Raw genomic sequence first — 19856 nt, 5'->3', positions numbered from 1 at the left:
GTGCTGGCCGTTTGCTTTAACGCAGACCGTTTTAGGCTTTAGCTAAAATATCCCGCAGTACGTACGGCAGAATCCCGCCGTGACGGTAGTACTCAACTTCAATCGGCGTGTCGATACGAGATAACACAGGCACCTTATCAACGCTGCCATCCTTGCGGGTGATGGCTAAGGTGAACTGCTGGCGCGGTTGCATACTGCTGTCCACACCAAGAATGCTGAAGGTTTCCTCGCCTGTGATATTCAGCGAGCTGTAGGACGCACCATCAACAAACTGCAGCGGTAAGACGCCCATGCCAACGAGGTTGGAACGGTGAATACGCTCATACGATTGTGCAATAACTGCTCCGACACCCAATAGTAGAGTACCTTTCGCCGCCCAGTCACGACTTGAGCCAGTACCGTATTCTTCACCAGCAAAGATAATCGTCTGTGTGCCACGCTGCATATACTCCATCGCTGCATCGTAAACAGCCACTTGCTTGCCATCGAGCAAAGTAAAGCCACCTTCAATGCGTGAGCCATCTTCGGTGGGCGGTAGCATCAGGTTCTTTACTCGTACGTTGGCAAAGGTGCCGCGAATCATGACATCGTGATTACCGCGGCGTGAACCATAGGTATTGAAATCTGATTGCTGTACGTCATGGCTGATCAGATATTGCCCCGCAGGTGAGTCGCTACTGAATGAGCCCGCAGGGGAGATGTGATCAGTGGTGACCGAATTGCCTAGAAGCATGAGTGCGCGAGCATCAGTGATTGGCGCGACCGCTTTGGGCTGCATGGTAAAGTCAGAGAAGAACGGCGGCTTGGCAATATAGGTGGATTTTGGCCAGTCGTAGACCAAACCCTTAGCGCTTTCAATATCGGTCCAGAGTTTATTGTCTTTACTGAAGTCGCTGTATTTGTCGCGGAATACCGCAGGGTTCATCGCTTTGCCGAGTAAGGCTTGGATCTCGCTATTGGTCGGCCAGAGGTCTTTCAAGTAAACCGGCTTGCCGTCTTTACTGGTGCCTAACGGATCTTTATCAAGATTGATATTGACGGTGCCAGCCAAAGCAAAGGCCACGACTAAGGGCGGTGAGGCTAAGAAGTTAGCACGGATATTTGGATGAATACGCGCTTCAAAGTTGCGGTTACCTGAAAGTACCGCCGCTGCGACAATGTCGTTTTCAACAATAGACTGGTTGTACTCTGGTCGTAAATCACCGGCGTTACCGATACAGGTGGTGCAACCAAAAGCGGTGACACCAAAACCTAAGGTTTCAAGACTACCGAGCAGACCCGCTGCTTCAAGGTACTCAGGAACGACCCGAGAGCCTGGAGCCAATGATGTTTTTACTCGCGGATGCACGCTCAGACCCAGCGCCACCGCTTTTTTCGCCAACAATCCAGCCGCCAGCAATACGCTAGGGTTGGAGGTGTTGGTGCAGGAGGTAATAGCGGCAATCAATACATCGCCGTGGCCTAGGTCGATGCTGCTCGGCGTGGTGCAGTGCTCGCCACTGTCTCCAACTGGAGTTTCTAAGCGGTTATCAATCATCTCCACTTCTTGGCGAGCCATTGGACGCTGAGGCTGAGGCGAGTCATTATTGACAACAGGGATAAGTGGGCAGCTAGTGCTATAGCGTTTGTCCAACTCCGAAGCGTCTTTGTTAAAGCCGCCGCTGGCAATGCTCTCACTAAATAACGAAGTAAAACTGTCATGCATATTCGGTAACGCAATACGGTCTTGTGGGCGTTTTGGACCCGCCAAAGATGGGCGTACGCTATCCAGATCCAATTCAACCACTTGGCTGTAATCAATCTCGCCCGCTGTAGGAATACCAAACATGTCTTGGGCGCGGAAATAGGCTTCACAGGCTTCAATGTCGATGTCTTGACGACCGGTGCCGCGCATGTATTCCAAGGTCACTTCATCCACAGGGAAAAAGCCCATCGTCGCGCCGTACTCAGGAGCCATATTGGCCAGTGTGGCGCGATCAGGGAGGCTTAAGTGTTTAGCACCTTCACCAAAGAACTCGACAAACTTACCGACGACTTTTTCTTTACGCAGTAATTCGGTAACGGTAAGCACCAAGTCGGTGGCGGTCATACCTTCTTGCAATTTACCACTGAGGTGCACGCCGACGACATCAGGAGTGAGAATGTAGAGTGGCTGACCGAGCATCGCCGCTTCCGCTTCAATACCGCCAACGCCCCAGCCAACTACGCCAAGCGCGTTAATCATGGTGGTGTGTGAGTCAGTACCAACCAGTGTATCTGGGTAGGCCATACCGTCTTTTTCTTGAATGCCAGGGAAGAGGTATTCAAGGTTCACTTGGTGGACGATACCGAAGCCAGGAGGCACTACTTTAAATGTGTCAAAGGCTTGCATGCCCCATTTTAAAAACTGATAGCGCTCGCCATTGCGCTTAAATTCCATGGCCATGTTTTTTTCTAAGGCGTCGGGGCTGTTGTAGAAATCCACCATCACCGAGTGATCGACAACCAAGTCGACAGGCACCAGCGGCTCAATGGCTTTAGCCGGTTTGCCCATCTCTTCGGCGACATTACGCATTGCGGCTAAGTCGCAGAGCAGAGGTACACCGGTGAAATCTTGGAGAACAACGCGCGCGACCATAAAAGGTATTTCTTCATTACGTGGCGCATTAGGTTGCCAGTTGGCCAGTTGCTGAACATGTTCAAAAGTGATGCGATGATCATCGGTGTTGCGGATTAATGATTCTAAAATAATACGTATTGAAATAGGCAGACGCGAGACGGAGTCAATGCCGATATTTTTAAGAGCAGGTAAAGAACAATACTTTAGCGTTTTACCATTGCTTAATGTGAAAGCATGGTGCAGTTGACTGGGATTAAATGGAACTGTTTGCATGACGCTATCCTCTTCTAACTGTGACTCATTGGTCTACAGCATAGCCTTATCTGGTGAACAATGTACAAGCTGGACAATGGTCGCGGTCAAAGGTTTGTCGGAATAACGTTGTAGATGGATTAAAAAAACCGCAGATGGAGCACTCCTCTCAGAGTGTTCACAGCTGCGGCTATTGAGTTGCTTAGCGCGTTGCTAACTTAGAACTTCCAAGTCGCTTGGCCGGTAAAACCGTGCGCGCTGTTGCGGTATGTGGCGCTATAAGCAGGGCGGAAAGCGCTTGCTTGCTGATTCACGCCAGCTGTGTTTTCTCTGATATAGGCGTAAGCCAAATCAATGGTGAGGTTGTCGCTGGCTTGCCAGCCAGTTCCAAAGGTTAGGATTTTACGGTGACCAACAGGTATGCGCACGGTGCGATATTCATTGGTGGTCGGTGACTGATCTAAGGCAAAGCCGGTACGCAACACCCAGTGTGGATTTACTTGGTAGCTGGCTCCGATTGAATAGGCCCAAGTGTTATGCCATTTTAGCTCTTCGCGTAGCACACCGAATTGTCCTTGTACGGCGCTTGGTACACCTTGGTTTTTTGCTTCAATCGACTCTAAACGACTCCAGCGTGTCCAAGTTAAACCGCCGTGTAAGGTCCACTGGTCATCCAGTTTATGACTGATGGATGTATCAACTGACTCAGGTGTTGTGAAGTCTAGAGTGGCTTTGTATTCGCCATTCACCGGTAGCGGAGCGTTATACACCTTGGTGCGGCCTTCTAAGGTGTAATCCACTTTAGAGTGGTAGGTAATACCCCAAGTGGTTTGCTCGCTTAAATCAACCATTAAACCAATGTTGTAACCCAGCGCTGTATCGTCGCCTTTAATATTGATCAGTGTGTCTTGACCGGTTGGACTCAAGCCGCGGGTTTGCAATGTGTTAGTCAGCTTGCCATCGATTTTATTGAGGGTTGGACCAAAACCGACTGCCACGCGATCAGTGATTTTATAACTTAATGTGGGTTGTAGGGTCATCACCGCAACTTTGCTGTATTGACCATGGCTGCTGCCTTGGAAACTTTTTTCATAGTCGCTGATAAGGCCAAATGGTACGTACATACCTAAGCCAAAGTTCCATTTTTCATCAATGGGCATGGCGAAAAAGGCAAAAGGTACGCTGGCTAAAGGCACCATATCGCCTTTGCTGGATCCCGGAGCATCGGTATCAACGCGACTGATATCAACGTTGGCTTTAACGATTGCAAAACCGCCACTGACTTGCTTACCTTCGAGCTTAGACAAACCTGCAGGGTTGCCGAATATGGTGCTGGCATCTAATGCAGAAGAAGCGCGACCGGCAAAAGCAGTACCTGCACCACTGGCACTTTGTTCGTTCAAAGACAGGCCGTTAGCAAAAAGAGTGCTGCTGGCTAAAGAAAGGCTGATAGCTAAGGCGCTACGAATAAAAGGAAAACGCATGGTAGAGCTCCGGAATTTTAAAATCGCGCCACGTTAGCAAGCTTTTTTATGAGCGCCAAGGATCAATAGCGTCTAAGTAAATAAGAATTGCTATAAATTGGCTTTTTTATGAATGAAAGCAGGTGTTTAGTCGTTTTCTAAATAATTGTCGGACAATTCTGGCTTTTATAGAAAAGACTCGGTTTAACAGTGATCGAAGGCGATAGCGACAATACCCGAAAGGCATTGCCGCTCTCAGTTAGCGCGCAAGGTTATTGCCAGTACGCTTGGGCTGACTGAAGATATCTAATAAAACTTGATCAAGAATGGCTGATGCACCCCAAGGCTGTGGGTGATTGATAATAGCCACAACAGCCCAAGCATCACCGTTGATATCGCGACTGAAGCCGGCAATGGCGCGCACGTTATTCAATGTGCCAGTTTTGATATGGGCTTGACCCGCCAGTTGGCTGTTACGTAAGCGGCGACGCATGGTGCCGTCCATAGCGACAATTGGCAAAGAGGAAATAAATTCAGCCGCATAAGGGCCTTTCCATGCCGCCTCAAGCATCATGCCAAGTTGGCGTGCACTGATACGTTCTTTGCGCGATAAGCCTGAACCATTTTCGACAATGAGCCCGTAGGTGGCGATTTTCTTTTTAATAAACAGATCGTTAATTACGCGTCTAGCTGCAGCAGCATCGTCACTGTCGGCAGCGTTACGAAAGCGTGCGCCAATGGTTAAAAACAACTGCTTGGCCATGGTGTTGTTACTGTATTTGTTAATGTCACGAATCACTTCAACCAGGTCAGGCGAGTAGGCGCGCACCAGTAAACGCGCATCCTTTGGGGTTTGCCCAAGCATATCGTTGCCTAAAATAGTACCGCCCATTTCTTGCCAGATACTGCGTACGATACCTGCGGCATAGCGTGAATGATCGAGCAAGGATAAATAGTTTTGCGTGCTGCAACCGGGTGCGATATGACCGCTAACAGTGACGGTTAAAGTGTGGCCATCATCTTGCGGCAGATAACTAATAACCGGGTTGTTACAATTTTTAGCCGGTTGCAGTTTAACGTTATTAATCAGTTCGATACTGCCAATCGGCGGCTCCATGACCACTTGCGCACCATTACTTTCACCACGGACGATAAAACGCTGTGATTTAAAGTTAATCAATAGCGAGTCGGGCTCAACTAAAAAAGGTTTGCTTTGATCATTTTGATCGTCATCAAACACGCTGACAGGAGGTGGTGCAAAATGGCTGCGATCGAGAATTAAATCACCTGATATATGGCGCACACCATTGGCGCGCAAATCACGTAACAGCAGCCATAAACGTTCCATATTGAGTTTTGGATCGCCGCCGCCTTTGAGGTAAAGGTTGCCGTCTAAAACGCCATCTTTCAGTGTGCCGTCGGTGAAAAACTCGGTTTTCCATTGAAATGCAGGACCGAGCAGCTCTAAGGCAGCGTAGGTGGTAACCAGTTTCATGGTGGACGCTGGGTTGATTAGAACATCGGCATTCATAAAGGCGCTTTTGCCAGGGCCTGAAAGAGGGATAGTGACGGCTGAAAGCGCTTCGCTATTTATTTTATTGGCTTTAAGCGCTTTATTGATGCTAGGCGAGGGCAGTTGGTTGGCGCTGGCGCTAGAGGCCATCACACAAGCTGCGAGGCACATGACAATCGGTGAGCGTGCTACTTTTTTACGCGTTGGTGAGGGTTTGCTGTGAACAATAGATTTGGAAAATACGGCTTTAAAAAATGATGTCAGCACAATAATGTTACCTTCAAAAATACAGCGATATAAAGATTACTGTCGATATTATGCGCTATTCACCTAAGTGAAAGGCATTCGCACTGTAATTTCTTTGTCAAAGGCGTTTTTACTCGCTAAAGCTGCTAATATCCGTCAACTATTATTAGGAGGGTTTTTCATGGCTACTAATCGCTCACGTCGTTTGCGTAAAAAATTATGTGTTGATGAGTTTCAAGAGTTAGGTTTCGAGTTGCAGTTAAGCTACCCAGAAGGTACTGAAGACGCAGCTATTGAAGCGTTTTTTGCTGATCTAGTGGTTGATGCTATCGAAAGTAACGGTATGGCGTTGATTGGTGGTGAAGAATTTGCTGTTATCTGTTCAGGCAAGCGCGGTTCAGTGACTGAAGAGCAGCGTGCGATTGTTGACGCATGGTTGAAGGCTCGTAACGAAGTGAGCTCATTTGAAATCAGCCCATTGCTGGATGTCTGGTATCCAGATAACCCTGTTGCACAAGCTTAAATTATAAGCAAATAAAAAGGGGGAAGCCTAAAGTGCTTCCCCCTTTTTATTTGGGGTATACAAAGCAACAGTTTAGCTGTTGATGCTGTCAACCAGTGCTTTAGCTGGAACCAGTTTGATCACTTTCTTCGCTGCAATTTCAATCGCTGCACCTGTTTGCGGGTTACGGCCAGTGCGAGCTGGACGCTCTGCAACTTTAAGTTTGCCAACGCCAGGTAAAGTGATTTCGCCATCGTTGTCGAGTGCGTCATTGACAACTTGACTCAACTGATCAAGTACGTCGCGGATATGAGTTTTAGTTGAATTAGTCGCTTCGGCGATTTCATTGATCAGTTGATCTTTGCTAAGGGCCATAAGTAACGCTCCGAGGTGGGTAAAGACTGCAAAGTAGCATGAATTTTTGCTGATGCGTAGAGAACCGGCTAACAAAACCATTTAAAATGCGTTCTAAAGCACTAAACAGTGATGGAGCATGCTCTTTATCAGTGTTTTCGGTTAATAAATCCACAATTCTACGCGGCGGTTTTTAACCCGACCTTGGTCAAGGTTGTTGCTGGCAACCGGCATGGCATCACCAATGCCGAAGATTTCGCGAAAAATGATTTCGTTATTATGTAATTGTCGGCGCACAGCCATAGCCCGTAGTTTCGATAGCAGTAGTGCGCGCTCTGGATCAGACTTAATGTCACCAAAGCCGACCAATACCAATTTGTTTTCCATTTTGTTGTGCTTGCGCAGATAAGCTAATACGCGATCAATGTCGCGATGTGCTTTGTTGTCAAGTTGAGCACTGCCTTCCTTAAAGCGAAAGTTCACCGAAAGCCGCTGTGCCTGCTGAGCCAACTGTTGATATTGCAAAGGCATGCTGTCGTCCGCAACGACTGACATCGCACTAACAGTTTGACTAATAAAACCATTGCTTTCGACTAGGCTTTGTCCAGCGTCACTTTGCGCAAAGGCTAAGAAATCTTGGGCAAGAGGGTTGCTTTCATGTTCTGCGCTATAGAGATATAAACGTCGCGATAATGGGTAATCCTCGGTGGCAATCAGTTCGACCGAAGGATACATCGCGAGGGTTTCTCCTGCTGAAACAGCAAGGGCTTTGGCTTCTCGCACATAAGGCAAACCAATGAAGCCTATCGCGTTAGGATCTTTGCTGACTAAAGCTGAGAGCTGCTCGCTTGACTCAAAACGTTGCGCTTGGGTTGATAAAGCTTTGTTTGTCGGCGAGAGAACCAGCTCTTTGAATGTCTCCCAGGTACCTGAGTTATGGTCGCGAGCATAAATCCGAATGGAACCTGAGCGAGCTCCAAGCATGCTCCAGTCATTGAGGTCGCCAGAAAAAATGTCCGCAAGCTGGGTGATGCTTAAGTCGTTAATCGGGTTGTCTGGGTGCACGATAATCGCGAGACCGTCGATGGCAATAATATGCTCTGCGTTTTTGCTGTGCATATCACTAAGCGGACTCAGAAGACTGACCTCACTTTCTTTGATAGGTCGCGAAGAAGCCGCTATATCACCTTGCTTCTCATATAGAGCGACGAAGCCGGTGCTAGAGCCTTGACTGTGGATGTCAATGCGAGTGTCAGTTTTTAGTGAGGACAAGCCTGCAGTAATAATCTGTTGGTTGGTATCTGAGATTGTTTGTAATTCTATATGTGTAAAGCCTTGCCGCTGTAGCAAACCTTCAGCGAGTGCAGGCGCAAGGCGGCTGCCGATGGTGTTTGAGCCATAGATGCTCAATGTTTGCGAAGGCTCGGCGATACTTAAGGTGCTAAAAAGTAAACCATATAAGTAAAGAGCGCTGCATATTTTCGAACTTTTAAAATGTGTAAAAAACTGCATGGACTTGCGCCTGGATCAGAAAAGATGCAAGCACAATAAGGCAGAAGTATGACAGTTAGATGACATGCTTGTGACGCGCATATCTTGATTGCTTAGCCGTTTGGAGCAAGCAGTTGATTCTGTAAAGCGTATTACTATCAGCTTTCGTCTTGGATATCGTTTGCAATTAATGCTAATAGCGCGTTTTGTTGACGTTGTGCCAGTAGACGAAAACGCTGCAAAAGCTCACGTTCGTGGTGATTTAGTTCAGGGCTGTCAATGCGCAAAGAGTTATCTTGGATGAGCACGCCGTCTTGCTGCAAACTACTTTCAAGTCTAGCGATAATCTCTGAGTTCATGCTGCGATGTTGCTCGCGTGCGACCTCGGCAATTCGATCGCGCATACCATCGGGTAGACGGACAACAAATTTGTCAGCAGTTCTACTCGAATAAGCTGTGTTTTTTTTAAGGTTCATAGCGTAATCACCACAGTAAATTACCAATCATTTCCAATTGGATATTATTGTATCGAAATTGTTCCATTGAAGCTTTGGAGTGTTTGTCTTTTCGCTGTCAAAAAACAAGCGTCAAATGATTGGCATTATTCTACTGCTATATTATAAATATACAAACAAAATAACTGATTTTGAATGTGGGTGGGTAATGGCGCGCAGGCATGCTATGCACGTATTCATAGTTACATTGTGGTTATTTCCTATGCTGGCTTTCATAGGAATTATCCGGCCGCCGTTACACTATTAAAAACCTGCAACTCTATGGTGTGAATTCGGTACTATAGATGTCATGGAAATCGTGCAACACTGTTGTTAGGATGTCGAGCGTTGGATGCGCACTGTTTTATACAGAATTTTATGAGCCTGATTTGAGTTTAAAAGCATGATGAATCGTCTATTTATTCGTGGAGCACTGCTCCTAACTTGTTCTCTTCTTGCCGCGTGCTCGTCAACACCGAAAAACCAAGACGTGGCGGTGAAGCAAGAAATCATCAAGCCAGATGCTGCTGTTTGGTTAAGCGAAAAAGAATCGTTGCTGCGTGATTCGATTAAGGGTTCAGTTTTCACCTTGCGCAAACAAGACAATGCCTGGGTGGTCACCGCTCCGGCTCAGTACGCTTTTAACCCAGATCGTCCAAGTTTGTTGTTACCTGCAGCTTTAGGTCCGATTACCCGTATCGCTAAGCTGCTAGAAGCCGACGCTGAGTCGTCTGTGTTGATTTTAGGTCACGCGGCTCAATCCGCAGATAATCAGAAGCTTAGTACTGATCGAGCGCGCTCAGTAGCCTCTATTTTTCGCTTGAGTGGTTTGAAAGGCGGTCGTATGCGTCATTTAGGTATGGGCAGTTCTTATTTACTGGATCAATCAACAAGTAATCAGCAAAACCATCGCGTCGAAATTATTGTCATGCCCAGTATTGAAGTGCAGGGCATGATGGCTGTGTATCATCCAGCTTATGTACGTCAGCTTGCTTTAAGTCAGGGTCAGTAATATCGCTGTGCGCTATGCTTGATTTTTACTTGTGAGGGGCGGTAATGAGTACTGAGCAATTGGCGCATATGCGCCGTAATTATACCCGCGATGGCTTACTTGAAGAGCTCGCTCCAGATCAGCCTTTGCCGCTTTTTAAACAGTGGTTTGATGATGCAGTAGCTACCGAGCAACCGCCGGTCGAGCCCAATGCCATGATGCTGGCTACAGTTGATCAGGCAGGGCAGCCGCATTGTCGAGTGTTGCTGCTCAAAGGTTTAGATGAGCAAGGCTTTGTTTTCTATAGCAACTATGAAAGTGCTAAAGGTCAGCAAATAAGCTCGCAACCCCACGCTGCAATGACTTTTTTCTGGCCAGCTTTAGAGCGCCAAGTGCGCATTGAAGGTGTGATTGAGCGTGTTAGCGCGGCAGAGTCGGATGCTTATTTTAATCTGCGCCCACTAGGTAGTCGTCATGGCGCTTGGGCTTCAGCGCAAAGTCAGCTTTTGTCTGGACGTGAGGAATTGGAAGAGGCTCTAGCTGCAGTAGAACTGCGTTTTGCTGATAACCAGCAGCCTCCACGACCAGAACATTGGGGTGGCTACCGTTTACTGCCGCAACGCATCGAGTTTTGGCAGGGACGGACCTGCCGCCTGCATGATCGCTTAAGCTATCAACTGCAAGCAGGTAACCAGTGGTTGCGAGAGCGTCTGTCGCCTTAGGTAGCAGATGCTCAGCGTGCTGGGTATTGATCAGCGGCGTTTTGTAACCAGTTTTGTAGTTCTGCCTTTTTGACTTTTAATGTTTGCGCTTCAGCAAGCTTGTCTAACATGTAGGCTTGCTTAGCGCTATCACCTTGCGCCATTGAGAGAGCAAGGTCACGATTAATCCAGCGCTTAATGCGCACATAAATCCACCAGTGAAAATACAAACCTGACAGCGTTGCAACCGCAACAATAAAATAATCCATAGTGCCCTCATGGTTGGTGGTAACATTTAAAGTGTTAAGCTGTCTAACAAACAGCAAGAATATTTATATTAAGGAGTACTGCAGATGCGCAAGTCTATTATTTTAGCCGCAACTTTCACAGCATTTACCATGCTTTTAACCGGTTGTGCTTCAAGCCTAAGTGGCGATACCTACTCGCGTGCCGATGCGCGTAAAGTGCAGACTATTCGCATGGGTACCATTGAATCATTGCGTCCCGTGCGTATTGAAGGGACTAAAACACCTATTGGTGCTGGTGCTGGTGCAGTTGTCGGTGGTGTAGCCGGTAGCACAATCGGTGGCGGTCGTGGTAGTGCTGTAGCTGCAGTGATTGGTGCTGTTGCTGGTGGCTTGGCCGGCGCTGCAGCAGAAGAAGGCATTACTCGCACCCAAGGTGTAGAGATCACTGTACGTGAAGATGACGGTGCACTGCGTGCTTACGTGCAAGCGGTTGAACCGAACCAAGTGTTTCGTGTTGGCCAGCGTGTGCGCATTACCAATGTCAATGGACAGAGTCGCGTAGCACCTTAAAAGGTTGCATCGCGATTGAATACGCCCTGTGCGAAGTTGTTATTCGCCAGGGCGTTTTTTATAAATAGGCTCTTTGGCGACTGACTAAAGGCTATGGTCTTATTTTGTAATACACTACATGCAGACATTATTTGCTCAGTATTGAATAATGCGCGTTTTCGTATCACGCTGGGTGTCTCCTGTTCGTCCGGCAGAACAACATGGAGGCTGTTATGCTTTTATTGGCACTGGTGTTCGCACCTTTTATTGCTGTGTTATTACCTTTTTTAGTCGCACAACGCGGTCGCACCGCGATTGCTGTGTCTGCTGCTTTAGCGCCAGCCATTGGTTTGGCATTGTTACTCAGTCAAGCGCCGCAGGTTCTTGATGGCGTAGTGGTTGCTGTCAGTTACCCTTGGATTGCCCAGCTTGGTTTGAATCTCAGCTTTCGACTTGATGGGCTGAGTTTTCTGTTCGCTCTACTCATTCTTGGTATTGGCCTGCTGGTCATCCTTTACGCGCGTTATTACTTGTCTGAACAAGAACGTGTGGCGCGTTTCTTTGCCTGTCTTTTGTTGTTTATGGGCTCAATGCTCGGCTTAGTTCTGGCCGGTAACTTACTGTTGATGCTGATGTTTTGGGAGCTCACCAGTCTTTCCTCATTTTTGTTGATTGGCTTTTGGAGTCAACAAACTGCTGCGCGTCAAGGCGCCCGTATGGCGCTCACCGTGACAGGTGGCGGCGGTTTGGCTTTGTTGGCCGGTATTTTGGTGATTGGCCATGTGGTGGGTAGCTATGAGCTGAGTGATGTATTAGCGGCCGGTGATGTGCTGCGCGCGCACAGCTTGTATCCAGTAGCTTTGGTTTTAGTGTTGCTGGGGGTGTTTACCAAATCGGCACAGTTTCCATTTCACTTTTGGTTGCCGCATGCGATGTCAGCGCCAACTCCGGTCTCTGCGTATCTGCATTCAGCAACCATGGTGAAAGCTGGGGTGTTTCTTTTAGCGCGCTTATATCCATTACTGTCAGGCACCGACTGGTGGTTTTACTTGGTAACTTTTACCGGTTTAATTACATTATTGATCGGTGCGGTGACTGCTCTGTTTCAGCATGATCTTAAGGGGCTATTGGCGTATTCCACTATCAGTCATTTAGGCTTGATTACCTTACTCTTTGGCCTCGATTCTGATTTTGCTCCAGTGGCAGCGATTTTTCATATTATTAACCATGCGACGTTCAAGGCATCGTTATTTATGGCTGCGGGGATCATTGACCATGAAACCGGCAGTCGTGATATGCGTAAAATTAACGGACTGTGGAAATACATGCCGCACACAGCGGTATTGGCGATGGTGGCGTCTTCGGCAATGGCCGGCGTGCCGCTATTGAATGGGTTCTTAAGTAAAGAGATGTTCTTTTCGGAAACCCTACATCAGCACTTGTTAGGCAGTTTCAGTTGGCTATTGCCGACCATGGCAACCATCGCTGGCGTGTTCTCTGTGGCGTATTCGTTGCGCTTTATTCATGACGTGTTTTTTAATGGCACGCCGATTAATTTACCTAAGTTCCCGCCGCATGAGCCGCCGCGTTATATGAAAATCCCAGTGGAAGTGCTGGTGTTTTGCTGTTTGCTGGTGGGCATGTTGCCGGCGTTTACCATTGACTCTTTATTGGCGTCAGCAGCGCAAGCGAGTTTAGGACACGCCTTGCCTGAGTATAACTTGGCGATTTGGCATGGCTTTAATATGCCATTACTGATGAGTTGCATTGCTTTGGTGGGCGGTATTATCGTTTATGCTCAGCGCGCGCCGCTGTTTCGTTGGTATGAAGGTTTGCCGGATATCAATGCGCGGGTTATTTTTGAAAATACGCTGCGTTTCTTATATGGCTTGGTATCGCGCACTTTAGCGCGTATCGAAAATGGCTCATTGCAGCGTTATATCTGCCTGTTATTGCTGGCTGTGATTGTTGTCCTCGTAGCGGGTTTAACACCTTTGTCGCGAATCACTGGGGAGATTGCTTTAACGCCGGTTGATCCACTAACGGCCTTGGGTTTGCTGGTGATGACAGGTGCTGCTTTATTGACTATGGGTTTCCATCGCCAGCGCCTGACCGCGCTATTGATGCTGAGTGTTGTAGGCTTAATCGTGGCCATGGTGTTTGCCCGCTTCTCGGCACCTGACCTTGCCTTAACGCAACTGGTGGTAGAAGTAGTGACCATCTTGCTGATGCTGTTAGTAGTGTATTTTTTACCTGCAAAAGCGCCTGCTGAGTCGAGCAGTTTGTTGCATTTACGTGATTTTAGTATTGCCGCCAGTTGCGGGGTGTTAATGGCGGTTCTTACCTTTGCGGTGTTGACCAGACCTTATCAAAGTATTGCGGACTTTTTCTTGGCCAACAGTCTGCTTGGCGGCGGCGGTACTAACGTGGTTAACGTTATTTTAGTCGACTTCCGTGGTTTCGATACTTTAGGTGAGATCAGCGTTTTAGCCATTACTGCGATTGCCACCGTCGCCTTATTGAAAGGTATGTTGTTACCACGATCGCGTGTTGATAACCAAGGGCGTGCTTGGTCTAGCGAAGCTTACCCAATGATGCTTGGCATGCTGGCACGCTTGATTTTGCCATTGGCGCTATTGGTGTCAGTGTTTATTTTCTTGCGCGGGCACAACGAGCCTGGCGGTGGCTTTATTGCCGGCTTGATTACTGCTGTGGCATTGATTCTCTTGCAAGTGGCGTATGGACAGCGTTGGGTGCAAACCCGCATGGGTGTGCGCTTTCCAAACCTTGCCGCGAGCGGTGTCTTGATTGCGACAGCAACAGGCCTGGTCAGCTTGCTATTGGGTTATCCCTTCTTAACCTCCGCCTTTGGGCACTTTAATCTACCGTTGATTGGCGAGATTGAATTGGCTTCAGCGATGCTATTTGATTTGGGTGTGTATTTGACTGTGGTTGGCGGCACTCTGTTGATTTTGAGTGGTGTAGGGCGCATTGGTCACAGCGTGAAACTGCCGGAGAAGCTGTAATGGAATTATTAGTCGCAATTGCCATTGGCGTGCTGACCTTTAGCGGGGTGTATCTGATCTTGCGCGCACGCACCTTTAGCGTGGCATTGGGTCTTACCTTATTCTCCTACGCAGTGAACTTGTTTTTATTTGTAATGGGACGTTTGCACACAGGAAAGCCTGCCGTGCTGAGTGATGCCACCAGTTACACAGATCCGGTGCCACAAGCTTTAGTGTTGACGGCCATTGTGATTGGTTTTGCGATGACGGCTTTTGTCTTGATTCTGGCTTTGCGCGCCAATACTGAATTGGGCAGTGATCATGTGGATGGCGTGGAAAAAGCTAAACCATTGAAAAAGCCAAGTAAAGCTGCGAATAAAACCGTGCAAGCTAAGAAAAAACGCAAAGGAGTGGCACGATGAATCATTGGCTGCTAGTACCTGTACTGTTACCGCTTATTTGTGGTGCATTGCTGATGACATCATCACGCAGTCCGCTGGGCTTGGTGCGTTCGATCAGCGCCGTCAGTGTCGTATTACTGCTGCTGTGCGCAGTGTATTTATTAATGACGGCCAGCAACGGACAGATTCAAGTCTATGCGCTGGGGAATTGGTCGGCGCCATTTGGGATTGTTTTACTGCTTGATCGCCTCAGTGCCTTGATGCTGTTGGTCACCGCAGTGCTGGCGGTTTTCGTCACTTTTTATGCCTTGCGCGGTGATGATCTGCGCGGTAGTTATTTTCACGCATTATTGCAGTTTCAATTAGCTGGTATTAATGGCGCTTTTTTAACCGGTGATTTGTTTAATCTGTTTGTGTTTTTCGAGATTTTATTGATTGCCTCCTATGCTTTATTGCTGCATGGCTTAGGCGCAGCGCGTATCCGAGCAGCTTTGCATTATGTGATTCTTAACCTGATTGGCTCCGGACTGTTTCTAATTGCAGCAGGGCTGTTTTATGGAGTGGCCGGCACCCTGAACATGGTTGATCTGGCGCGATTTGTAGCACAAGCAGAAGGCGATCAATTATTTTTACTCGAAGTGGCTGGTGCCTTGTTGATCTTGGTGTTTGGTCTCAAGGCAGCATTTTTACCGCTACACTTTTGGTTGCCACGCGCTTATGCCAGCGCCACTGCGCCGGTGGCTGCACTGTTTGCGATCATGACCAAAGTGGGTTTGTATGCCATTTTACGCTTTAGCACCTTGGTGTTTGGTGAGCAAGCTGGTACTGCCAGCGGATTGGGCACTGAGCTACTGTGGATACTGGCGTTGGCAACCATCCTGTTGGCTGCGTTAGGCGCTTTTGCTGCCAGTAGTTTGACCAGCTTATTGGCTTACTTAGTTTTGGTTTCAGTGGGTACTTTATTGGCGGGTATTGCGCTCGGTTCGGAAGCAGCGTTAAGTGCAACTTTATATTATTTAATACACAGTACCTGGGTGATTGCAGGTTTGTTCTTGCTGGCTGACATCATTGCGAAACAGCGTGGCGATCTGGGCAGTAGTTTTAAAGTTGGGCCGATCTTATTGAATCCGCATTTACTGGGTATTTGTTTTTTCTTGGCCGCGATTGCTGTAGCCGGCCTACCGCCGTTCTCCGGTTTTTTTGGCAAGGTGCTATTGCTGCAGGCTGTATCAGGTGATGCCGCTTGGCAGTTGTGGGCAGTGGTTTTAGGTTCGGGTCTTATCGGTGTGATTGGTTTAAGTCGCGCTGGGAGCTTGTTGTTTTGGCGTCAGCACAATGCACCCAGCCATGCTGCGCCCTTGGATAAAACTGCGCTGACCATCACTATGGCCTTACTGCTGAGTAGTCCGTTACTGGTGGTTTTTGCTCAGCCAGTGATCAGCTATAGCGAAGCGGCGGCGGCGCAGATCCTTGATGTGGCGAGCTATTTACAAGCCATGCAATTGGAGGGCGCGCTATGAGTCGTGCAAGATGGTTTGCCCATCCATTAGGCAGTTTTGGTTTATTAATGGTGTGGATGCTACTGGTCGATGATTTTAGTTCGGTCGGGCATTGGCTGCTGGGCAGCTTTTTAGCAATTTTGATTCCGCGACTGACCAGCACTTGGTGGCCAAGCTTGCCGCGTATTCGCAGCTGGAAATACCTGTTTGTGTTTATCTGGCATATGCTGACAGACATCATCGTGGCGAATTTTCAGGTGGCGCGTTTAGCTTTTAAAAAGATCGATGATTTGCAACCGCGCTGGGTGCAAGTGCCCTGCGAGTTAGAAGAAGATATTGCGATCTTTCTATTGGCCAGTGCTATTTCTTTAGCGCCAGGTACAGTGGCGGCCAGTGTTGATCGAGAACGTTCAATACTGACCGTACATGCATTGCATTGTGAGGATGAACAAGCGCTGATTGCAGAAATTAAGCGGCGTTATGAACAGCCATTAAAGGAGGCGTTTGCATGCTCAGCGTTGTAATTTATATCAGCATGTTTATGTTTGGTATCAGCTTATTGCTTAATTTTTACAGGTTACTGCGTGGTCCAGACGCAGTTGACCGCATTTTAGCGCTGGATACCTTGTATATTAATGGCTTAGCACTGTTAGTGGTGTTTGGTGTATTGCTAAACAGTCGGTTATTTTTTGAGGCGGCACTGCTGATTGCTTTGTTTGGATTTTTCAGCACCGTAGTGCTGTGTAAATACTTATTGCGCGGCGATATTATTGAATAGGTTGGGATGTTAATGGCAACTTGGATTGAATATGGCGTGGCATTCTTCTTATTGATTGGTAGTGCTTTTGCATTGGTCGGATCAATCGGCTTGCATCGCTTTCCGGACTTTTTTATGCGTTTGCATGGCCCTGCTAAAGCCACCACGCTGGGTGTTGGCTGTGTGCTGATAGCTTCGATGTTGTATTTCAGCACTAAAGATGAAGGCCTGCATGTGCATGAGTTACTGATCACCTTGTTTTTGATGCTAAGCGCACCTGTATCGGCCTATATGCTGGCCAAAGCAGCAGTACAGCAGCAGGTCAAAACCTTTAATCGCAAAGATTAATAGAGTGTCCAAAAGGCGTACGAATGTGACGCCGAATTTTGCACGTACAACAGTACGTTACTCAAAAAATATCCTGTTCGCACTGGCTGAAATACAGCCGGTGTAATCATTTTTTTATAAAAATTTAGAGGCCCTTATATGCTTTTATCCGGGCGTGGTGTGGCGATGTCCGTTTTCGCCTCATTTGTGTTTGCCATTATTCCAGGCTATGCGCTGTACTTAGCACCTTTAGATGGTGTACAGGTGTTTGCCCAGCGTGTTTTATGGTCTTTGCCTGCAGTGTTTATCCTGTTAATCGTTGCGGGTCGAGCAGCAGCACTTAAGCAGGCTGTGCTGCGCTTAGTACGCGAACCTTTGTTGATTTTGGCATTAATTTTGACAACTGTTTTATTAGGCGTGCAATGGTTGATCTTTGTTTGGGCGCCAATCAATGAGCAAATGCTCGATTTAACCTTAGGGTACTTTTTGATGCCCTTATCGTTAGTTCTGGTTGGTCGCATATTCTACAATGAGCACTTACGTAACTTGCAGCGTATCGCTGTGACTTTTGCTGTCATAGGAATTGCTCATGAGTTGTGGCGAGTGGGCGGATTTTCTTGGGTTACTTTAATCTGTGCGGTTGGCTATCCGCCTTATTTTATGTTGCGACGCTGGATGGGTTTTGATGCTTTTAGCGGCTTGTTTTTAGAAATGCTGCTATTAGCACCTGTAGCGATTTATTTAATCGTTAATTACGGCCCCGTCGATGCGTTCTCTACTGCGCCACAGTTGTGGTATTTACTGCCAGGCCTGGGGTTAATCAGCGCTATGGCTTTTGGTGCGATGCTAGGTGCTAGTCACTTGCTGCCTTTGGGTTTACTGGGTATTTTGAGTTATGTTGAGCCTGTCTTGTTATTCTTTGTCAGTGTGTTTTGGGTTGGTGAGGTCTTTGAATCTGGTGAGTGGTTAACCTATATTCCGATCTGGATAGCGGTAGTTTTAGTGGTATTTGATAGTGTACGAGTGCTGCTTAAGCAATCTCGACGCTTAAACTGAAGTACAATGCGTGTCTGATGGCCTTGAGCGAGTGCAAGGGGCGTTATTTATTATGATCAATGATCTTGAGGTATACCGTGTTTTCTGAACTTGCCCTGCATGAGCGTCTATTGAAAGCGCTGGTTGAATTGAATTTCACTGAGCCAACGCCTGTTCAGGTGGCTGCTATTCCAGCAGCGATTGAGGGCCGAGACTTGCGTGTGATTGCTCGAACCGGTAGCGGGAAAACAGCGGCTTTTGTTCTGCCTTTGCTCAATCGTTTTATCGCTGGAGCAAAACCTCGAGTTGCCATTCGTTCATTAATTTTATTACCGACCCGTGAGTTGGCTCGACAAACACTGGCTGAAGTTGAGCGTTTTTCACAGTTCACCTTTATTAAATCCGGAATTATCACCGGTGGTGAAGACTTTAAAGAGCAGGGCGCGCTGCTGCGTAAAGACCCAGATATTCTGATTGCAACGCCAGGCCGATTGATTGAACACCTTAATGCCGGTCACTTAAAGCTTGATCAAGTTGAAGTATTGATCCTTGATGAAGCAGACCGCATGCTCGACATGGGTTTTGCTGAAGATATGCAGCGTCTGGTTGATGAGTGTGCCAATCGTCAGCAAACCTTACTGTTTTCCGCGACCACTGGCGGCAATGCCTTGCGTGAAATGGTCAACACCGTACTGAAAGATCCACTGCATCTGATGGTCAATCAGGTTGCAGAACTGAATGAAAGCACGCGTCAGCAAATTATTACCGCTGATGATGTGCCGCACAAAGAGCGCCTAGTGCACTGGTTACTGACCAATGAGCCATTCCGTAAGGCCATCGTATTTACCAATACTCGAGTGCAGGCAGATCGCTTATATGGTCGTCTTGTTGCGCAAGATGTGAATGCCTATGTTTTGCATGGCGATAAAGATCAGAAAGACCGCAAGCGCGCTTTAGAGCGTTTCAGTCAAGGCACTTCACGGGTCTTGGTCGCCACTGATGTGGCGGCGCGCGGTCTTGATATTGATGGACTGGATATGGTGATTAACTTTGATATGCCACGCTCAGGCGATGAGTATCTGCACCGTATTGGCCGTACTGGTCGTGCCGGTGAAGACGGTTTGGCGATCAGTTTGATTTGTCATAATGACTGGAATTTGATGTCCAGCGTTGAGCGCTATCTGAAGCAAACCTTTGAACGTCGAGTGATTAAAGAACTCAAAGGCGTTTATCAAGGGCCGAAAAACGTTAAAGCTTCAGGTAAAGCGGCAGGCACAAAAAAGAAGAAAGTTGCCAATAAAAAAGATGCGGCGAAGGTTGTGAAGAAAACACCTAAGCGCCGTCCTAATACTGGGCCTTCATTGGTCAGCAGTGATGGTCATGCCCCTTTGCGTAAAAAGGTGGTAAGTCCAGAGTAAGTAGGTCTGGA

19 protein-coding genes are annotated in these 19856 nt (G+C 47.7%); 12 read left to right on the top strand and 7 right to left on the bottom strand.

Annotated elements, in window-relative coordinates:
- Positions 1-31 precede the first annotated feature (31 nt).
- The 3 genes from H591_RS0109010 to dacB form a co-directional block, all read right to left on the bottom strand.
- Complete coding sequence (locus H591_RS0109010; RefSeq protein WP_022966626.1) at positions 32-2872, bottom strand: aconitate hydratase; 2841 nt, start codon at positions 2870-2872, stop codon at positions 32-34.
- 197 nt (positions 2873-3069) lie between these two features.
- Positions 3070-4335: an OmpP1/FadL family transporter gene (locus H591_RS0109005; RefSeq protein WP_022966625.1), complete on the bottom strand. Its 1266-nt coding sequence runs from the start codon at positions 4333-4335 to the stop codon at positions 3070-3072.
- Between the two features lie 238 nt (positions 4336-4573).
- Positions 4574-5998, bottom strand: a complete 1425-nt coding sequence (dacB, locus tag H591_RS0109000; protein WP_033421078.1) for a D-alanyl-D-alanine carboxypeptidase/D-alanyl-D-alanine endopeptidase — start codon at positions 5996-5998, stop codon at positions 4574-4576.
- Positions 5999-6254: 256 nt separating this feature from the next.
- On the opposite strand from dacB, the gene H591_RS0108995 reads away from it, so the two are divergent.
- Positions 6255-6596 (top strand): YggL 50S ribosome-binding family protein, encoded by a 342-nt coding sequence (locus H591_RS0108995; protein ID WP_022966623.1) that lies wholly within the window; start codon positions 6255-6257, stop codon positions 6594-6596.
- Between the two features lie 72 nt (positions 6597-6668).
- On the opposite strand, the gene H591_RS0108990 is transcribed toward H591_RS0108995, so the two are convergent.
- From H591_RS0108990 to H591_RS0108980, 3 genes are all read right to left on the bottom strand, one after another.
- Positions 6669-6950: an HU family DNA-binding protein gene (locus H591_RS0108990; RefSeq protein ID WP_022966622.1), complete on the bottom strand. Its 282-nt coding sequence runs from the start codon at positions 6948-6950 to the stop codon at positions 6669-6671.
- Between the two features lie 141 nt (positions 6951-7091).
- On the bottom strand, positions 7092-8441 hold the full coding sequence (locus H591_RS0108985) for a substrate-binding domain-containing protein (protein ID WP_022966621.1): 1350 nt from the start codon (positions 8439-8441) through the stop codon (positions 7092-7094).
- Between the two features lie 137 nt (positions 8442-8578).
- Positions 8579-8896, bottom strand: a complete 318-nt coding sequence (locus H591_RS0108980; protein ID WP_022966620.1) for an Arc family DNA-binding protein — start codon at positions 8894-8896, stop codon at positions 8579-8581.
- 421 nt (positions 8897-9317) lie between these two features.
- Between H591_RS0108980 and H591_RS15125 the strand changes: the two genes are divergently transcribed.
- Together H591_RS15125 and pdxH are read left to right on the top strand one after the other, a co-directional pair.
- The gene (locus tag H591_RS15125; RefSeq protein ID WP_022966619.1) at positions 9318-9926 is read left to right on the top strand and encodes an OmpA family protein; all 609 of its coding nucleotides are present in this window, start codon (positions 9318-9320) and stop codon (positions 9924-9926) included.
- A gap of 44 nt (positions 9927-9970) precedes the next feature.
- Positions 9971-10627: a pyridoxamine 5'-phosphate oxidase gene (pdxH, locus tag H591_RS0108970; RefSeq protein WP_022966618.1), complete on the top strand. Its 657-nt coding sequence runs from the start codon at positions 9971-9973 to the stop codon at positions 10625-10627.
- Between the two features lie 11 nt (positions 10628-10638).
- On the opposite strand, the gene H591_RS0108965 is transcribed toward pdxH, so the two are convergent.
- Positions 10639-10875 (bottom strand): hypothetical protein, encoded by a 237-nt coding sequence (locus H591_RS0108965; protein WP_022966617.1) that lies wholly within the window; start codon positions 10873-10875, stop codon positions 10639-10641.
- An 84-nt stretch (positions 10876-10959) separates the two neighbouring features.
- Here H591_RS0108965 and H591_RS0108960 point away from each other — a divergent pair, with 84 nt between their 5' ends.
- The 9 genes from H591_RS0108960 (at position 10960) to H591_RS0108915 (ending at position 19845) form a co-directional block, all read left to right on the top strand.
- Positions 10960-11424, top strand: coding sequence for an outer membrane lipoprotein (locus tag H591_RS0108960; RefSeq protein WP_022966616.1), 465 nt, complete (start codon positions 10960-10962; stop codon positions 11422-11424).
- A gap of 212 nt (positions 11425-11636) precedes the next feature.
- Positions 11637-14429, top strand: coding sequence for a monovalent cation/H+ antiporter subunit A (locus H591_RS0108950; protein WP_022966614.1), 2793 nt, complete (start codon positions 11637-11639; stop codon positions 14427-14429).
- Positions 14429-14830 (top strand): Na+/H+ antiporter subunit C, encoded by a 402-nt coding sequence (locus H591_RS15120; protein WP_022966613.1) that lies wholly within the window; start codon positions 14429-14431, stop codon positions 14828-14830. Before H591_RS0108950 ends, H591_RS15120 begins: the two co-directional genes overlap by 1 nt.
- Positions 14827-16329, top strand: a complete 1503-nt coding sequence (locus H591_RS0108940; RefSeq protein ID WP_022966612.1) for a monovalent cation/H+ antiporter subunit D — start codon at positions 14827-14829, stop codon at positions 16327-16329. The genes H591_RS15120 and H591_RS0108940 overlap by 4 nt, the downstream gene beginning before the upstream one ends.
- Complete coding sequence (locus H591_RS0108935) at positions 16326-16832, top strand: Na+/H+ antiporter subunit E (protein ID WP_022966611.1); 507 nt, start codon at positions 16326-16328, stop codon at positions 16830-16832. Before H591_RS0108940 ends, H591_RS0108935 begins: the two co-directional genes overlap by 4 nt.
- Entirely contained in the window at positions 16817-17086 is a 270-nt protein-coding gene (locus H591_RS0108930) for a K+/H+ antiporter subunit F (protein WP_022966610.1), read from the top strand. The genes H591_RS0108935 and H591_RS0108930 overlap by 16 nt, the downstream gene beginning before the upstream one ends.
- A 12-nt stretch (positions 17087-17098) precedes the next feature.
- Positions 17099-17413, top strand: a complete 315-nt coding sequence (locus tag H591_RS0108925; protein WP_028244303.1) for a Na+/H+ antiporter subunit G — start codon at positions 17099-17101, stop codon at positions 17411-17413.
- Positions 17414-17551: 138 nt separating this feature from the next.
- A complete protein-coding gene (gene rarD, locus H591_RS0108920) occupies positions 17552-18448 on the top strand; it encodes an EamA family transporter RarD (RefSeq protein ID WP_022966608.1) in 897 nt (298 codons plus the stop codon).
- A gap of 77 nt (positions 18449-18525) precedes the next feature.
- Positions 18526-19845, top strand: coding sequence for a DEAD/DEAH box helicase (locus H591_RS0108915; RefSeq protein ID WP_022966607.1), 1320 nt, complete (start codon positions 18526-18528; stop codon positions 19843-19845).
- Positions 19846-19856: the final 11 nt, after the last annotated feature.

The sequence above is a fragment of the Denitrificimonas caeni DSM 24390 genome, from assembly GCF_000421765.1.
Classification (GTDB): Bacteria; Pseudomonadota; Gammaproteobacteria; order Pseudomonadales; family Pseudomonadaceae; genus Denitrificimonas; species Denitrificimonas caeni.
This window is presented reverse-complemented; position numbering and strand designations above follow the sequence as displayed.

Excerpts from the sequence above, each read along its gene's own strand:
- H591_RS0109010 (WP_022966626.1), bottom strand. The coding sequence starts at position 2,872 with ATGCAAACAGTTCCATTTAATCCCAGTCAACTGCACCATGCTTTCACA.
- H591_RS0109005 (WP_022966625.1), bottom strand. The coding sequence starts at position 4,335 with ATGCGTTTTCCTTTTATTCGTAGCGCCTTAGCTATCAGCCTTTCTTTA.
- dacB (WP_033421078.1), bottom strand. The coding sequence starts at position 5,998 with ATGTGCCTCGCAGCTTGTGTGATGGCCTCTAGCGCCAGCGCCAACCAA.
- H591_RS0108995 (WP_022966623.1), top strand. The coding sequence starts at position 6,255 with ATGGCTACTAATCGCTCACGTCGTTTGCGTAAAAAATTATGTGTTGAT.
- H591_RS0108990 (WP_022966622.1), bottom strand. The coding sequence starts at position 6,950 with ATGGCCCTTAGCAAAGATCAACTGATCAATGAAATCGCCGAAGCGACT.
- H591_RS0108985 (WP_022966621.1), bottom strand. The coding sequence starts at position 8,441 with ATGCAGTTTTTTACACATTTTAAAAGTTCGAAAATATGCAGCGCTCTT.
- H591_RS0108980 (WP_022966620.1), bottom strand. The coding sequence starts at position 8,896 with ATGAACCTTAAAAAAAACACAGCTTATTCGAGTAGAACTGCTGACAAA.
- H591_RS15125 (WP_022966619.1), top strand. The coding sequence starts at position 9,318 with ATGATGAATCGTCTATTTATTCGTGGAGCACTGCTCCTAACTTGTTCT.
- pdxH (WP_022966618.1), top strand. The coding sequence starts at position 9,971 with ATGAGTACTGAGCAATTGGCGCATATGCGCCGTAATTATACCCGCGAT.
- H591_RS0108965 (WP_022966617.1), bottom strand. The coding sequence starts at position 10,875 with ATGGATTATTTTATTGTTGCGGTTGCAACGCTGTCAGGTTTGTATTTT.
- H591_RS0108960 (WP_022966616.1), top strand. The coding sequence starts at position 10,960 with ATGCGCAAGTCTATTATTTTAGCCGCAACTTTCACAGCATTTACCATG.
- H591_RS0108950 (WP_022966614.1), top strand. The coding sequence starts at position 11,637 with ATGCTTTTATTGGCACTGGTGTTCGCACCTTTTATTGCTGTGTTATTA.
- H591_RS15120 (WP_022966613.1), top strand. The coding sequence starts at position 14,429 with ATGGAATTATTAGTCGCAATTGCCATTGGCGTGCTGACCTTTAGCGGG.
- H591_RS0108940 (WP_022966612.1), top strand. The coding sequence starts at position 14,827 with ATGAATCATTGGCTGCTAGTACCTGTACTGTTACCGCTTATTTGTGGT.
- H591_RS0108935 (WP_022966611.1), top strand. The coding sequence starts at position 16,326 with ATGAGTCGTGCAAGATGGTTTGCCCATCCATTAGGCAGTTTTGGTTTA.
- H591_RS0108930 (WP_022966610.1), top strand. The coding sequence starts at position 16,817 with ATGCTCAGCGTTGTAATTTATATCAGCATGTTTATGTTTGGTATCAGC.
- H591_RS0108925 (WP_028244303.1), top strand. The coding sequence starts at position 17,099 with ATGGCAACTTGGATTGAATATGGCGTGGCATTCTTCTTATTGATTGGT.
- rarD (WP_022966608.1), top strand. The coding sequence starts at position 17,552 with ATGCTTTTATCCGGGCGTGGTGTGGCGATGTCCGTTTTCGCCTCATTT.